Source organism: Cohnella xylanilytica, from assembly GCF_014212175.1.
Classification (GTDB): domain Bacteria; phylum Bacillota; class Bacilli; order Paenibacillales; family Paenibacillaceae; genus Cohnella; species Cohnella xylanilytica.
Window position 1 is genome coordinate 112,098 of sequence record NZ_JACJVR010000128.1, and the last position, 15,923, is coordinate 128,020.

The 15,923-nt window shown below is 67.3% G+C and carries 7 protein-coding genes; 1 reads left to right on the top strand and 6 read right to left on the bottom strand.

The annotated features are described in order from the left end of the window. Positions 1-14 precede the first annotated feature (14 nt). The 6 genes from H7B90_RS29255 to H7B90_RS29280 form a co-directional block, all read right to left on the bottom strand. Positions 15-3,461, bottom strand: coding sequence for an AAA family ATPase (locus H7B90_RS29255; protein WP_185139436.1), 3,447 nt, complete (start codon positions 3,459-3,461; stop codon positions 15-17). Beyond that, positions 3,458-4,654, bottom strand: coding sequence for an exonuclease SbcCD subunit D (locus tag H7B90_RS29260; protein WP_185139437.1), 1,197 nt, complete (start codon positions 4,652-4,654; stop codon positions 3,458-3,460). Before H7B90_RS29260 ends, H7B90_RS29255 begins: the two co-directional genes overlap by 4 nt. Positions 4,655-5,259: 605 nt before the next feature. Continuing rightward, positions 5,260-9,456 (bottom strand): UvrD-helicase domain-containing protein, encoded by a 4,197-nt coding sequence (locus H7B90_RS29265; protein WP_185139438.1) that lies wholly within the window; start codon positions 9,454-9,456, stop codon positions 5,260-5,262. Further along, positions 9,453-12,971, bottom strand: coding sequence for a helicase-exonuclease AddAB subunit AddB (gene addB / locus H7B90_RS29270; RefSeq protein WP_185139439.1), 3,519 nt, complete (start codon positions 12,969-12,971; stop codon positions 9,453-9,455). The genes H7B90_RS29265 and addB overlap by 4 nt, the downstream gene beginning before the upstream one ends. A gap of 183 nt (positions 12,972-13,154) precedes the next feature. Then, positions 13,155-13,370 (bottom strand): hypothetical protein, encoded by a 216-nt coding sequence (locus H7B90_RS29275; protein ID WP_185139440.1) that lies wholly within the window; start codon positions 13,368-13,370, stop codon positions 13,155-13,157. A 133-nt stretch (positions 13,371-13,503) separates the two neighbouring features. After that, positions 13,504-14,895, bottom strand: a complete 1,392-nt coding sequence (locus H7B90_RS29280) for a class I SAM-dependent rRNA methyltransferase (RefSeq protein WP_185139441.1) — start codon at positions 14,893-14,895, stop codon at positions 13,504-13,506. A gap of 92 nt (positions 14,896-14,987) precedes the next feature. Here H7B90_RS29280 and H7B90_RS29285 point away from each other — a divergent pair. Continuing rightward, positions 14,988-15,923: Na/Pi cotransporter family protein (locus H7B90_RS29285; RefSeq protein ID WP_185139442.1), on the top strand; the 936-nt coding region annotated here is incomplete at its 3' end.

Below are 15,923 nucleotides of genomic sequence, written 5' to 3' on the forward strand. Positions count from 1 at the left end.
TTCAAGTAACGTAATTAAATCGTATCGTAACTTATACGGCTGCCCCGTCCGCCCGGTTCCGCTGGAGCGACGACGAGACGCCGGGGAAGCCGGGCCTGCAGCTCGGGCACGTGGCTGATGATGCCGACGGCGAGCTCGTCCTGCTGCAGCTTCTCGAGCGACGTGACGACCGTATCGAGCAGCTCGGGGTCGAGAGTGCCGAAGCCTTCGTCCAGGAAAAAAAACTGAAGCGGATACCGGCCCCTCAATTGGATCTGAGCCGACAGGGCGAGCGCCAGCGCCAGCGACGTCAGGAACGTCTCGCCGCCGGACAGCGTCGATACCGGGCGACGGAGCCCGCCGTTGGCGTCGTCGCGAATGACGAAACCGCCCCCCGCGTCCACTTCAAGCGCGTAGCGCCGCCGGGTCAAGTAACCGAGCCTCTCGGAAGCCGAACGGCACACCTGCTCGAGCTGCTCCTCCGCGACGTATTCGACGAACGCATTGCCGCGGAACACCGACTGGAGCTGCGCCATCCTTCCGCTCTCTTCCGCGAGCGAAGCGCGGCGCGTCTCGAGCCGCTCCCACCGGTCGCGCCTCGAGGTCAAATCCTCGGCGTCCCGCTCCGCCTTCGCCGCGCTCTCGGCCGCCAGCTCCAGCTCCCGCTTCAACGCGGACAGCCGGGCGGCGCTCTCCGCCCAAGCCTCCTCGGTCGCCGGCTCGTCTCCCAGCGCTTCCTTCAGCAGCTTCGCCTGCCCGGTCAATTGCTGGCGCAGCCCGCGATGGCGTTCGATCTCCTCCGCGAGTATCGGCATCTCGGACAGCCGGTCGACGAGCGGGCGAATCTCTGCCGCATCGCCGAAGCCGGAAGACGCGATCGCCTCCGCCAGCCGGGCCGACGTCCGCCGAAGCCGATCGTCCGCCGCGATGGCGCGTTCGGCCGCGGCCGTCTTGGCTGCTTCCGCTTCCTGGAGCTTCCTCTGCGCAGCGTCGTGCCTGCTCCTCGCTGCGGCCAGCGCCGATTGGAGCCGGGCTCGCTCCCGTTCGGCTTCGGCCAGCATCTCGCGGGCGGGAGCTCCTCCCGTCCATTCGCGCAGCTTGGCCGCCACGGCGTCCGCCGAAGCGGCGATCGCTTCGGAGCGGGCGCGGAGCTCGGCTCGACGCACGGCGAGCGCTTGCTTCTCCCGCTCCATCGCGCGGAGGCGCTCGTCGAGCTCTCCGACGAAGTCGACGCTTTTGTCCAGCCGCTCCCGCAGCGTTCTCGCTTCCTTCTCGGCTTCAGCCGCCGACAAGGCGAGCGCCTGAACGTCCGCGAACGGGAGATCCGGGTAATCCCGATCCCAAGCTTCCCTCAAGACCCGGGCCTGCTCTGCCAGCCGGGCGAGCTTGTCCCGGAATTGGGCCGACGTCGCCGCTGCGGACGCTTCCGCTTCCTTCGCCAGTTCCTGCTCGCGCATGCTCGCTTGAACCTCGGATTCCCACCGTTCCTGAAGCGAGACAACGCTCCCGCTGAGCTCTCGCCACTCCTTGGAGTACCGGCTTATGACGTCTAGCTCTTCGCGCCATTCGGCCGGGTGATCCGGGGTCTTGGAGAAAATCAACGGTTGAAGCTCGGCTGTCGCCGCCGCTTCCCGCAAGAGCGGATCATCCGGCGTTTGCCCTTCGGATGCCGAAGGGAGGAGGCCGTCCTCGTCCGCTTCGGACAGCCGGGAACGCAGGCGGTCGGCATACCAAGCCGTCCGTTCGACGGCGGCGTCCAACTCCTTCTCCGTCGCCTCGAGCGTTCGCAGCGCATCGGTCCAGACGGACGCCGCTTCGACCTCCGCCGCAGCCGCCGATGATGCGGCGGAAGCGAGGCGCGGATGCGCCGTTGAGCCGCACACGGGGCAGGCTTCGCCTTCCCGCAGCCCTTCCGCGAGATGGGCGGCCGCGTGCGCTTGTTGGTCGCGACGGGAAGCCTCTTCAGCGGCTTGGATCAGCAATCCGATCCGCCCGACCAGCTCCTCCGCGCGTTCGGCTGCCTCTTCGTGCCGGCTGCGAAGAGCCGCTCCTTGGCGCCGGGCTAGATCCGCAGCCGTCTCCGCAGCCGCCTTCCTCTCTTGGGCCTTGGCGAGCTTGTCCCGCCAATCGGCCGCTTCGCGCTCCGCTTCTTCTTCCTGGCGGGCGGCTTCCATCGCCTGTTCCTTGCGCGCCGCTGCCTGCTGCAGGCGGCCGGCGGATTCGGCTTGCGGGCCGAGCTCCTCCCATTGGGCGCGAAGCTGGGCCTGCTTCGCCTTGGCCCGCTGCAGGCGATCCGCTTCTTCGGCGAAGGCACGCTCGACCTCCTCACCGCGGGATTCCGTATGTACGAGCTCCGAAGACGCTTCCTTCCGCTTCGTTTCCCACTCGGCGGCTTCGTCCTCCAGCTTGACCGCCTGCGACAGCCGCTCCGCCCGGAGAATGAGCTCCGGCTCCCGCTTCGCGGCTTCCTCCTGGGCGGCCATCCATCCGGCAGCGGCCTCATCCGCTTCCTTGGAGCCGGCGGCACGTCCGGCTTCGGCGGCGATTCGCTCCTCCCGGCGAACGGCCGCGTCCCGCTCCGCCTCGTCGTTGTCGAGAATGGCGGGCGATACCCGCTCCGCGTGCTTCAGCTTCTCCAGAAGCGCTTCCTGCTCCGCGATCCGGGGCGCCTCCGCATCGAGCTCCGCCAACTGCTTCTCGACCCGCTCCAGCTCGAGCCGGCGCTCCCGCCGGCGGCTGAGCGCTTCGTGCTCCGACTCGGCCTTTAGCAGCTCCTCGCGGAGCTTGCCCGCCGCCTGCTTCGCTTCCGCGAGGCGATCCAGAGCGGCTTGCAGCGCTTCCGGCGAAGCGTCGCCGAGGCCTTGCTGCTCCGCTTCCGTCTCCCGCAGCGCGACGCGCACGGCATCCACCCTCGCACTAAGCCGGGCCGCGAGAAGATCGCCGTACCGCTCCAGCCGGAAAAGCCGCTGCAGCATCTGACGCCGATCCTTGCCCGTCAACGTCAGGAACTCGGCGAATTTGCCCTGAGGCAGAACAACCGCGCGCGTGAAGTCGGGCATCGTCAGGCCGATCAGCCTCTCGACGGCGGCGTCGACTTCGTTTTGCTTATCGGCGAGCACGCGGTCCCCTTCCGGCCGGGCTTCGATCAACCGGCACAGCGCACCGTGAACGTTCGCTTCTCCGGCCCGCTTATATTGCCGCTCGACCCGGTAGCGAACCCGTTCGCCCGCTCCCGCCAATTCGAACGTGAAGGCGACAGACAGCTTGCTCTCCGCCCCGTTCAGAATGCCCTGCGTTCCTTTGGGCGCGCGTTCGACCTTGCCGTACAGCGCCAGCGTCATCGCGTCGAGGATCGACGATTTGCCGCTGCCGGTCGGTCCGAAGATCCCGAAGACGCCGCCCTGGCACAGCCGCTCGAAATCGACCGTCTGCTTCTCCCTGTAGCTCTGGAGTCCGGCCAGCTCCAACCGTATCGGCTTCATGAGACGATCTCCTCCTCGCCTTCCCGTTCTCCGTCTCCCGCCAGCTCCAGGAAAAGAGCGACAAGCGCGTCGTCGGCCTCGGCTCCGCCGGTCTGCCTCCGGTAGAACCGGCGGAACAGCTCGTCCGGCGGCAACGAGCCTCGCCGGGCTTTCTCGCCGTCTTCGGCGGAGTCCGCGTCCGACGCCGCGTAGACGGGGCGAATCTGCACGAGCCCTTCCCGGCTCGTACGCAGCGCGCCGATCTGCTCCAGCGTGAACGCTTCGGTCAGCCACACCTCGAGCTCGATCCAGGCGAGCGGGTCCCGCCCTTCGTCGAGCCAGCGGTGAACTTCCGCGAGGCCGCCTCTCGCTTCCCAGCGGACGAGCGGCCGGCCGCTGGACAGCAAAATCTCCCGAGGCGACGCGACTTGGCCGGGGGCGAGATCGAACAGCGTGACCGACTTCGCCTGGCCGGCCTCGGAGAAGCTGTACGCGAGCGGCGATCCGCTGTAGCGGATCGTCTCGTCGCGGGCGACGCGCTGCGGCCGATGCAGGTGCCCAAGCGCGGTGTACTGCTGGCCCGCCAGAAGGGAGGCGGGGTCTACCGTGTAAGCGCCGCCGACCTGGATAGGGCGCTCGGATTCGGACTCGCTGCCGCCCAGCACGTAGATGTGGCTCATCGCGAGATTGACGGTATCCGCCCGGAAGGCGGCTCCCATTCGCCTCATAAGCGATCCTACCCTGTCGGAGTAAGCCGAACGAAGGGCTTCTTCGTCCATAGAGGCCTGAAGCAGCTCGTTCAGTCTCGCTTCGGAAGGATAGGGCAGCGCGGCGATGACCGCGGTCTCTCCCGTGCGGGCGACGTCGACTTGAATCGCTTCCGCCTGCGGCAGACCGACCAGGCGCACGCCATGTCTCGCCGCGAGCGGCGTGGCCGCCGCCACCCGGTCGGGGTGGTCGTGGTTGCCCGCGATGACGGCGACGGCTCGCCGACCGCCTTCGGACAAGCGGGCCAGCGCGTCGTAGTAGAGTCCTTCCGCCGCCGCAGGCGGATTGACGGAATCGTAGACGTCGCCGGCCAGCAGGACGAGATCGATCTGCTCGTCGCGCACGATGGAGACGAGCTCGTCGACGAACGCTTCCTGCTCGCTCAGCCGGCTCCGCCCCTCCAGCGTCCGGCCGAAATGCCAATCGGCCGTATGAAGAATCCTCATCCCGACAACCTCCTTTATGGAAAATAACACAGCCTCCTGCGGCGACTCGGGCCGCCAGCGCGCACGGGCATCCGCGGCCATCCGCTCGCCAACGCTCCCCGCAAGTCGATTTTTTCGACTTACGAACCACCAACCGCCGGCTATCGCGCCCATAAGCCGGTTTTTTCGACTTGCAGACGACCAACCGCCGCCTTCGTGCCCGGTAAGTCGGTTGTTTCGACTTATAGACGACCAACCGCCGTCTTAGTGCCCGGTAAGTCGGTTGTTTCGACTTACGGACGTCCGCTCGCACCCGATCCCGCCCTGACTTACGAATAAGGATTCAACCGCGATTTGGCGCGCAAATGGTTTTCTGCGTACGACCCATATCACTAACGAATGATCTTGGATATTTGGATACGGACCCGCGTGTACGAAAAATCATATAAACTCTGTCTTAAGAAGACGCCTCAATTGAATTTTGTATGTAAAATCATACAGATTCCGCCTCCAGAAGTCGTCTTGCTTAAATGGCGTATGAAAAATCGTACAAAATCAGCTCATTGCGTTTAGTTCGACGAATTTTTGTACGAAAAATCGCACAGGTTAAAACGCTTGAAAGCTCCCTACAAAAGCCTCACCGACCGGCCCCCGTCGACGAAGTAGACGTAGCCTTCCTTGACCTTGCGGCCCAGGATGCCGCCGATCGCTTCCGCGTACCGCTCGATCTGGAAGCGGTGCTTCTCCGCCGCCGCTTCCCACGCGTCCCCCAGGACGCGGTCCGTCTTATAATCGACGAGCACGAGCCCGTCATCCTCCGGGAACAGGCAGTCGATGACGCCCTGGATGAGCACCGGCTCGTCCGCCGCGCCGGCATCCAGCCCCGGGTACACGGAGCGGGCCGGAAGGCCGTAGCTGAACGGGACTTCCCGCCACGTCTTGCTCGCCCGGCACATCCGCTCGAACAGCGGCGTCCGGCAGAACGCCGCGATCGAGTCCGCCTGCACGGCGCGCCGCTGCTCCGTCGTAAGTATCCGCCGCTCGACCAGCCGGTCGAGCAGCTCTTCCACCGCGTCGGCGTCGGTCCCCGGCACGAGCGGCAAATGCTGCATGACGAGGTGAACGGCCGTCCCCCGCTCCGCCGGAGTCAGCTTCTTGGCCGACAGGAACTTCGGCCGGCGCAGCCGATAGGTCAGAGCAGCTGTGTCGGGCAGCTCCTCCTTGCCGCCCGCGTCGAAGCGGCTGTCTTCGTCCCATGGCTCCTCGATGACCGCGCCGCCTCCGGTCTCGCCGATCTGGCTGAGGCCGGCCGAAGCGGTCTCCCGACCGGCTTCCGCCAGCTGCCGCTTCAGCGCCGTGATGGACGTCTTCGCCGCGAGGCGGGCGGCGGCGGCATGCGGATCGATCCATGACAGCGCTTCGTAGGCCCGCTTCCCGGCTTCCGTCTCCGGTACCGGCACGGGCTTCAGGGCGAGCGCCAAGTTCCAGAGCGGCTCCTCGCCTTCAATGCCGGCTGCCGCGTCGTCTTCGGACGCGGACTTGGTGTACGCGCTCCCCGGCACGACCCGGCACGTCCAGAGCGCTCCCGGCGTCATCCAAGACGGCATGGACCGCGCGGCGAAATCCGAAGCGGAGGCAACCTCCAGCGACGGGCTTGGCGAGCCCGAAGCCGCCGATCCGCCCGAAGCCGGCAGCTCCCACCCCCGGCAAGCGAGCGTGGCCGCCGGCCCGAGCCAATCCAGGTACCGGTTCGCCGCGGAGACCGCGTAATCGGGCAGGCCGTCCCTTGACGCCTCGGCCAGCTCCTGCCACTTGGCCAGCTCCTTCTCCGCGTTCTTCGTCGTGCCGACCAGGATCAGCTTCTCCTTCGGCCGCGTCAGCGCGACGTACAGCACCCGCATCTCCTCGGCCAGCATCTCCGCCTTCAACCGCCTGCGGATCGCAAGCTGCGGAAGCGTCGGATAGGCGACCCTCGTCTCGGGATCGACGAGCTTCGGACCGAAGCCGAGCTTCTTGTGCTTCAGGAACAAGCCGTTCAGATCCTGCTTGTTGAACGACCGCCCGAGCCCCGCCACGAACACGACCGGGAACTCGAGCCCTTTGCTTTTGTGAATCGAGACGACCCGCACGACGTCTTCCTGCTCCCCGAGCGCTCTCGCGGCTCCGAGATCGGCGCCCGTGTCCTTCATCCGCCCGAGAAAACGCAGGAACCGGAACAGCCCGCGAGACCCGGCGCTCCGCTCGAACTGCCGGGCGCGGTCGACGAGCGCCCGCAGATTGGCCTGCCTCTGGGCCCCGCCGGGCAGCCCGCCGACGAAGTCGTAATACCCCGTCTCGCGATACAGCGTCCCGAGCAGCTCGCCGAGCGGCTCGCGCCGGGCGATGCCGCGCCACGCTTCGAGCGAAGCCGCAAACCCGCGCAGCCGCGCAGCCAGATCCGCGTCTTCCTCCGCCGCGGACGCCGCGGCTGCGCGCACGGCTCCCCAGTAGGAGACTTTGCGGCCGTGCAGCCGAATCCGGGCGAGCTCCTCGGCGGTCAACCCGACCAGAGGAGAACGCAGAACGCCCGCCAGCGGAATGTCCTGATCGGGATTGTCGATCAGCTGAAGCAGCGAGAGCATGACGTCCACTTCGGTCGCCGCGAAGTAGCCGGTCGCCAGATCCGCGTAAGCCGGAATGCCCGCTCCCTTCAGCTCCTCCAGCACGGCCGGAGCGAGCGAGGTCGCCGCCCGCAGCAAAATAACGATGTCGCGGTACGCGAGCGGGCGATACAGCTTCGTCCGGCCGTCGTACACCGCGAACGGCTCGCCGCCGCTCCCGTCCGTCCCCATCAGCCGCTTGATCTCGGCGGCGATGCAGCGGGCTTCGAGCTGGACCGTCTCCAGCTCTTCTTCGGCGCCGCCCGCCCCGGACTCCTCGGCCCCGTCCGAAGCCTGCGCCGCCGATTGTGCTGCCTCCTCGCCCGCCGAAGCGTCCGCTTCCGAGCCTGCGCCTGCCGCTCCTCCAGCTTGAAGCAGGATCATCTCCACCGAATGGGACGAAGGCCGTCCCGGTCCCTGTCCCGGTCGAGGCGCTCCGACGCCGACGCTCTCCTCCGGCGGGTAGCCTTCGCCGTAGATGAGCTCCGCCCGGCGGTCGTAGTCCATCTCGCCGACCGATTCACGCATGATCAGGCGGAACACATGGTTGACCGCGTCCACGACCCGTGGCCGGCTGCGGAAGTTGCGCGCCAGGTCGATGCGCAGGCCGGACGGCGCTTGCCCGTTCGACGCCTGCCCGTCCGGCGATCCGCCGCCCCTGATCGAACCTCCGACTCCGGGCGAACCGCCTCCCACGGTCGAACCGTCAACCTTGGGCAAACTCTCGCCGCCGGAAGACGCCTCTTCCCGCCGGGCCGTCCAGACGTCGTACGCCTTGTACTTCGCCAGGAACAAGCCCGGCTCCGCGAGCCGGAACCGGTAGATGCTCTGCTTCACGTCGCCGACCATGAACACGTTGCCGGGCTCCGGCTTCGCGATGAGCGAGACGATCGCCTCCTGCACCTCGTTCGTGTCCTGGTACTCGTCGAGCAGAATCTCCGCGAACCGCCTCCGGTAATCGAGCGCGGCCGCAGAAGGCTCCGAGCGTTCCGGAGTCGAGTCCTCGGACCGCAGAATGCGCAGCGCGTAATGCTCGAGGTCGCCGAAGTCGAGCAGCCCCTTCTCCCGCTTGGCGGCCTCGTACCGCTCGCCGAACTCGATCGCGACCTCCGCGAGAGCGGCGATGTCCGGAGCGAGCGAGCGAAGCTCGTCCGCGAACTGCTCCGGAGTGCGCACGAACCATTCCTCGCCGAGCTTCGTCACCGCCTTCTTCGCTTCGTCGCGCAGCCCCTTGACCCGCTCCTGCAGCGCGGGGTCGTAATCGTCGCCCCGGCACGGCTTCAGCCGGCCGAACGAGCAGGCGGCGAACGCGGCGCTCCAGGTCTCCCACGACTCGCCGCGCACGGCGGCGAGCAGCGAAGAGACGGCGCCGAGGTCGTCCGCCAGCGTACTCGCGTACGGCGCGGGACCGCCCGGCCCTTCCGCGATGGCGAGGCCCGTCCGCAGCAGCTGAAGGACGCCTTCGAGCGACTGCGTCACGTCCCGCCGCATGCTGTCCGCCCACTCGCTCTTTGCGAGCTCCGCGGCGTCCGCCACGCGGAAGCGCGAGGCCGTCTCGGAGAGCCACCATTCCGGCCACGGATGGCTGCGGGCGAACTCGTGCAGCTCGAGCACGAGCTTGTGCAGCGGCTCGTCGCTCCGCTCGCCCCCGAACAGGTCCGCGAGCCGGGCGAGCTGCCCGCTCTCTCCCTCCCGCTCGTACCGCTCTTCGAACACGGCGTCGAGCGTGTCCATCCGAAGCAGCTCCGCTTCCGTCTCGTTCGCGATGCGGAAGCCGGGGTCGAGCCCGATGAGCGTCGAGTACTTCTCGATCACTTCCATGCAGAAGGAGTGAAGCGTCGTGATCGACGCTCTCGGCAGAAGCGCCAGCTGGCGACGCAGGTGCGCGGAATCCGGCTTCTTCTCGAGCGCGTCCTCGAGGGCGACGCGGATCCGCTCCTTCATCTCCGCGGCCGCCGCCTTCGTGAACGTCGCGACGAGCAGCGCGTCGACGTCGAGCGGCCGCTCCTCGTCCGCGACGCGGGAGATAATCCGCTCGACGAGCACGGCCGTCTTGCCGGAGCCCGCCGCGGCCGCGACGAGAATATTCGAGCCGTCCGCCGCGATGGCGGCCCACTGCTCGTCCGTCCAGCGGCTGCCCGCCGGTTTTAGGTAGGTGGCTTCCAAGCCGGAGCGCGCCGTCATCGCGGTTCCTCCCCTTCGTTATTTTCCGAGAGCCATTGCCATACCTGGTCCTTGCCGCCCGGCTTCGGCAGCTGCAGATACCGGTTGCCCTCGAGCTGGCCGTCGAACTGGCAGACCGGCCGGAATTCGCACACCGAGCACGGACTCTTCTTGTCCAGCCGGTAAGGCGCGATCGAGACGTCGCCTTCGACGATCCGCTTGCCGATCTTCTTGATGCTGCCGCGCACCGACTTGCGCAGCACGTCCCACTGCCCGCGGTCGGCCACCTGGGAGCGGGAGGAGAACGAGCCGTCCTTCTTGAACTCGACCGGCACGATCGCCGACTTGCCGCCCGAGGAGAGGGACTCGTCCATCAGCGTCACCGCTTCCCCGTCTGCCAGCACGAGCCCCTGCATCCGGAATTCCTTCAGCATGGCGAGCCCCGCCTCCTGCTTCGACATTCCGTTCAGCGTGTGAAGAAGCGGGTTATGCACGTGAAAATACAGCACGCCCGCCGGGTTCGCCGGACGGCCCAGCCAGTGGGGGGCGTGGGTGACGACGACGTCGAGGTACGCGAGCATCTGCAGCGACAGCCCGTGGGCGACCTCGTCCAGCTTCAGCTTCACCGCGCCGGACTTGTAGTCCAGAATCCGGAGCAGCAGCCCGTCCGCCGTCTCGGCGGCGTCGACCCGGTCGATCCGGCCGGCGAGGTCCATCCACCGCCCGTTGCCGAGCGGCAGCGACAGCGGCGGGAGCTGGCCCGCCGGCCCGAAGTCGACCTCCAGCCCGATCGGCCGGAACGCCGACAGCCGCGCCTGCTCGCCCAGCATCGAAGAAGCCCGCGAGACGATGTCCCGCAGCTTCCGCGCCATCGCCTGGTGCCGGTGGGAGGAGAGCAGAATCTGCGACTGCACCTTCGGCAGCAGCCTCTCCACCGCCGCGGCCGCTTCCGCCTGCCATCTGGCGATCTCGTGTCCCGCCGGCCCTTCGGAGAGCAGCTTCTCCGTCGTCTGCCGGAGGGCGGCGTGGAACAGCTGGCCGATGTCCGGCGCGTCCACGCGGTACAGCCTCCGCTCCTTCAGCCTCAGTCCATGGGAGGAAAAATGCCGGAACGGACAAGCGACGAACCTCTCCATCCGGGAGACGCTCGACAGCAGCCGGTCCCCGTACAGCAGCAGGCTCGTCCGCTCGGTGAGCGGGGGCTCCTCGTTGCGGTAATGCAGCGAGAACAGCAGCTTCTCCAGCTTCCTTCGCCAGTCGGGCCGCTCGATCATCCAGCGATAGACCGACCACCAGCCGGGCGCGAGCTCCCCGCCCTGACGCCAATGCCGCAGCCTCGCCACGAGGAACGTCAGCGCCCGGCCCGGATGAACGGCGTACCCGAGCTGCTTCTCTTCGTCTTCTCCCGCCTGCGGCTCCGCGGCCGGCTGCCCTTCCGGCAGGCCCGGGAACCGGCGGCGAAGCCGGCGCACGATCTCGGACGGGATAAGCCCCTGTCCTTCCTCGTTGGCGAGCGGGTAGCTGATCCACAGATGACGCGACGGGGTCGTCAGCGTCCAGTAGCACAGGAACCGCTCGTCCAGCAGCCTTCTTCGGGCGCCGGGAGCCATCGCGACGCCCGCGATCGCGAGCTCTTCCCGCTCTTCCTCGGACAGCAGGCCGTTCTCGCGGATCGCCATCGGCATGACGCCGTCGTTCACTCCGAGCAGGTAGAGCACCTGAATCCGGTCGGACCGCGTCCGCTCCGGGCTGCCGACGAGCACGCCGTCCAGCGACGGCGGCACCGCGCCCAGCTTCAGCTCCTCGAGGCCGGCGTCCACCATGCCCGCGAACATCGCCGCGTCCGCCGGTTCGCCGCCGACCATCTCGACGAGCTGGTCGAGCAGGTCGAGCACGCCGTCCCACAGCGGCCGATGCATCCGGGCCTTGCCGGGAAGGCCGGCCGCCTCGTCGGCCGCGCTCCACCGCTCGAGGCGGTCGGCGGCCCTCGTCTCTTCCAGAAGCAGATAGAGAGCTTCGCAGAGGTCGCGGAAGACGGCGGCCTTCTTCATCCGCCGCTCGAGCCGCCGCAGCGGGCCGATCAGCGCGTCGCGCGTGCGGAGAATCCGCTCCATGGCGAGCTCGCCGCCCGCCTCGTCCTCGTCCTCCGCCTCGAGGTCGCCGCGCCCGAGCGGCCGCCACGAACGGTCGTCCTGCCAGCGCCAGCCGTCGATGCCGGCGGCGAGAACGTAATTTTCCAACTCGTCGACCTCGTCCCGTCCGATCTCCCCGTCTTCCGGCTGCAGCAGGTCCGTCTTGGCGCAGCGGAACAAGGCGTCCGACTTCCAGCCCGCCGTAACCGTCTCCAACGCGGAGCGGACGAATTCGACGAGCGGATGGTGCGCCGCCGATGCCTTGCCGTCGAGGAAGTACGGAATGCCGTAATCGTCGAAAACCTGTCCGAGCAAGTCCGCGTAATCCTCCAGCCGGCGGACGAAGACGGCCATCTCGCGCCAGCGGCCGCCTTCCTCCCTCACCCGGCGGAGCATGTCGCGGGCGACGGCCTCCGCCTCCGCGCGGCGATTGGCGGCGGCGTGCAGCGACAAGGCGCCTTCGGGCCGGAGCAGCGCCGGGTCTCCCTTCCACGTCAGGCGATTGTCGTACGAGAGCTCGAGATGGGCCAGCACCGGACTTCCCGCGAACCGCGGAAGCACCGGCGGGTCCAGAACGACCGGCGGCTCCATCCCCGCTCCCGCCGCGATCGCCAGCTCGCACAGCCGGGCGGACGTCTCCGCCGTCGGATGGAACAGCTCCAGCTCGTCCGGCCGCTCGCCCGCGCCGTACGGACGGTCGAGGCAGAGCGCCGCGGTCACCCGCGACGCGCGCCGAAGCAGAGCCGCGATGACGGCGTATTCGTTGCTCGTGAAGCCGTGGAAGCCGTCGAGCCACACCTCCGCCCCGTCCAGCAGCTCGGAACGAGCCGCTCCTTCCGCGAGACGGGCCAGCGCGTCTTCGCCGTCCAGCCACTTGCCCTCCAGCTCTCTCTCCAAATCCTCGTAGAGCAGCGCCAGATCGTGAACCTTGTCCCGCAGCAGAGGCGACGCGGAATTGCCTTCTGCCGCCGCCTGCAGCTCCTTCAGCCTCTCGCTGCCGGTCCCGTACCGCTTCCATTCGGTGAACAGCTCGCCGAGCTTCGCCGTCAGCCCCGTCGCCGACGCGGAGCCCCGGAACACCTTGAGCTCCTCTCTGCGGCGCTTGAGCGCCTTATGAATAAGCATCGCCTTGCCGTTCTCGTTGATCGGAACGGCCGCGAGGCCTCCCGTCTCCTGCATGACGCGGAACGCCAGGCGGCGGAAGCTGAGCACTTGGGCCCGGATGAACCCGCCCAGCCCGGGCGTGGCCGCCATCGCGTATTCGGCTTGAAACGTAGCCTGTTCCGGAACGAGCAGAATGAGCGGAGGCCCTTCGGGGTCCCGCTTCAACCGAGCGCGAATCTCGTCGAGAATGAGCCTCGTCTTGCCGCTTCCGGAACGTCCCGTTAAGAGACGCAGAGCCATATGTATAGAACCTCCCGTTCGCGAACCGTGAATCTATTGTACCATATCGGGATAGGCAAACAAGCGTTCGAAGATTGGAAGATTCGGGGCGCGCACGTCAAAGAGCCGGGAGAAATCTCCCGGCTCTCGCATCGCTTCTTATGTAGGGACGCACGGGGAGGAATTCCCTCGCCTCGCTCGTCGTTACGAGATGTTCAAATAGAGTTTGGTCCCGTCCGAGAATTTGAAGATCGCCGCGTCCGACCACAGCTCGACGTCCGTCACTTTTTTCCATTGCCGTCTGAATTCAAGGTCCAAAGCCATCTCTCTCATGCGCTCGTTCAGAAGTTTGCGGCTCTCCAGCCTTCTCGCCTTGTTCTTCAGCGGAACGGTGCGCCGCCCAAAGGTTAGAATCTCCATCAATTAACAGCTCCCTCCGCATATTGGAATCTCTTGCATATCCAATGTAACGGAGAGTCATTAGAAATGTTACAGGTTTCGACACTCATACTTTCTTAACAATTAGAAGAATGTCGATTCGTGTAGAAAAAGATCAAATCTCCTTGCGGCTTCGCACTTCGAAGATGCCGAACTTCAAGTAATGCCCCTCTTCGACGCCGCCGAGCTGCGGATGGTCCTTCCCGGCACCTCGCCAATCGATGCGGCGAAGCGTCTTGCCCGCGTCGGCCGCCGCTTCGAGCAGCGTCTCCATGAACAGGTCGGGCCGCACGTGGTACGAGCAGCTCGCCGTCACGAGATAGCCGCCTTCGTTGATCAGCTTCATCGCCTGGAGGTTGATCTCCTTGTAGCCGCGGATCGCTCCGGGCACCGCCCTCTTCGTCTTGGCGAACGCCGGCGGGTCGAGGATGACGACGTCCCACGTGCGCCCTTCCGAGGCGAGCGGCTTCGACGTGTCCACCTTCGCGGCCGCGCCGCCTCTAGCGGCTCTCTCCTCGCGTCCGCGCACCTGCTGGCGGAGATATTCGAAGGCGTCGGCGGTCACGAACTCGACGCGGTCCGAGAAGCCGTTGCGCTCCACGTTGCGGCGGGCGGTCTCGATGGCATGGGCGGAGACGTCGAGGCAGGTCACCTTCTTGGCGCCGTACTTGCAGGCATGAAGAGTGAAGCTGCCCGTGTGGGCGAAGCATTCGAGCACCGTGGCTCCGTCCCAATACGGGAACGTCACGGGATTGCCCTTGGCATTGACGGGAACGAGCTTCGCGCCTTCCTCGGTCTCCCGCTCCTGCAAGGTCACGCCGCTGCGCGCTCCCCAGCCGGTCATAAGCGGCTCGATGGCGGCGCGGTTCTCGCGCTGGTCGAAGAAGTACCCCGTTTTCTGCCCGCCCTCGATGTCGACTTCGACCTTCAGCCCGTTCTCCTCGATCTCGATCAAGCGCGGACAGTCCCCGTACAGGACGCCCGTCCTCTCTTCGAGGCCTTCGAGCGTCCGGACTCCGACGTCGCTTCTCTCGTAAACTCCCTTGGGGGAAAACGTTCGGACAAGCGCCGGCAGCCAGGCGTCCCTCGCCCGGTCCATGCCCAGGGTGAGCACCTGGACGACGAGCACGTCCTCGAACCGGTCGACGACGAGGCCGGGCAGGAAGTCCGCTTCGCCGAACACGACGCGGCACGACCTCTCGCCTTGGACGAAGCGCCGCCGGTAGGCCGCGCATTGCTCGAACTTGCGGGCGAACCACTCCTCGTCCATCGCTTGAAGCGGCTGGTAGGAGACGACGCGGACCGCGATCTGCGAGGCCGGGTTCCAGTAGCCCGTGGCGAGGTACTGCCCTTTGTGGTCGCGAATCTCGACCAGGTCTCCGGGCAACGCCTCTCCTTCGGTGCGGTCGATCTCGTTCGCGTAGATCCACGGGTGCCCCTGCTCGAAGCGGGGACGGCTGGAACGGCTGAGCACGATTCTCGCAGGGGTTGGGGTCGTCAACGTCATGGGTTGATCACGCCTTTCCGGACATGTCGTGTCCGATTGTCGCATAGATTTTTGGGAATGAAGCTTGTTCAGGGAAAGGAGCGCCACAGGCCATGCTCGCATCGATTCTCGCGGCGTCCGTGTTCGGGCTCGCTCTCTTGCTGTTCGGGATGAAAATCATGGAAGCGGCCTTGCGGCAATGGGCGGGAAGCCGGCTTCCCGCCGTGCTGCGCCGGTCGACCTCGACGCCGCTGAGGGGCTTCGCGGCCGGAACGGTCTCTTCGGCGCTGCTGCAGAGCGGCACGGCGGTGACGGTGCTGACGATCGGCCTCGTCAACTCCCGCCTGCTGCCGCTGGCCAGCAGCTTCGGTATCATTCTCGGCACGAACGTGGGCACGTGCCTGACGACCGAGCTGATGAGCCTGCGCCTTCACCGCTACGGCTTCCCGATCGCGGCGGCGGCCGTCTGCGTCTGGCTGCTGACCGCGCTCTCGGGGGAGATGCGGGCGCTTCCGCGGATGCCCCGGCGCTTGTCCGACGCGCTTCGCTACGGCTCCGCCGCTCTCGGCGGGTTCGGGCTGCTGCTCGTCGGCTTCGCGGTGCTGCAGTCGATCGGCCCTAGCCTCATGGAGAACGGCGCGTTCTCCAGGCTGATGGCGGCCGCGGAGAGCCGGCCGGTCTGGGGCGTGCTCGGCGGGGCGGCCTTGACCGCCCTCGTGCACTCGAGCGCCGCCGTCATCGGCATGTCGATGGGGCTGGCGGGCGCGGGCGCCTTGTCGCCGGCGACCGGCGTCGCGATCGTGCTCGGCGCCAACGTCGGCACGTGCTTCACCGGGCTGTTGGCCTCGCTCGGCGGCGGCCGGGGCGGGCGGTTCGTCGCGCTCGCCCAGATCGCCCTCAACGTGTCGGGGGCGCTGCTTTTCTACCCGCTGCGAGGGGAGCTGCTCGCGTCGGCGGCGTGGCTCGCGCCGGGCGACTCCGCCGCGCAGATCGCGCACGCGCAGACGCTGTTCAACGTCGCGTGCTCGCTGCTCGCGCTGCCGCTGGCC

Bases quoted from the DNA above. Each gene is read 5' to 3' on its own strand.
- H7B90_RS29260 (WP_185139437.1), bottom strand. From the start codon at position 4,654: ATGAGGATTCTTCATACGGCCGATTGGCATTTCGGCCGGACGCTGGAG.
- H7B90_RS29280 (WP_185139441.1), bottom strand. From the start codon at position 14,895: ATGACGTTGACGACCCCAACCCCTGCGAGAATCGTGCTCAGCCGTTCC.
- H7B90_RS29275 (WP_185139440.1), bottom strand. From the start codon at position 13,370: ATGGAGATTCTAACCTTTGGGCGGCGCACCGTTCCGCTGAAGAACAAG.
- addB (WP_185139439.1), bottom strand. From the start codon at position 12,971: ATGGCTCTGCGTCTCTTAACGGGACGTTCCGGAAGCGGCAAGACGAGG.
- H7B90_RS29265 (WP_185139438.1), bottom strand. From the start codon at position 9,456: ATGACGGCGCGCTCCGGCTTGGAAGCCACCTACCTAAAACCGGCGGGC.
- H7B90_RS29255 (WP_185139436.1), bottom strand. From the start codon at position 3,461: ATGAAGCCGATACGGTTGGAGCTGGCCGGACTCCAGAGCTACAGGGAG.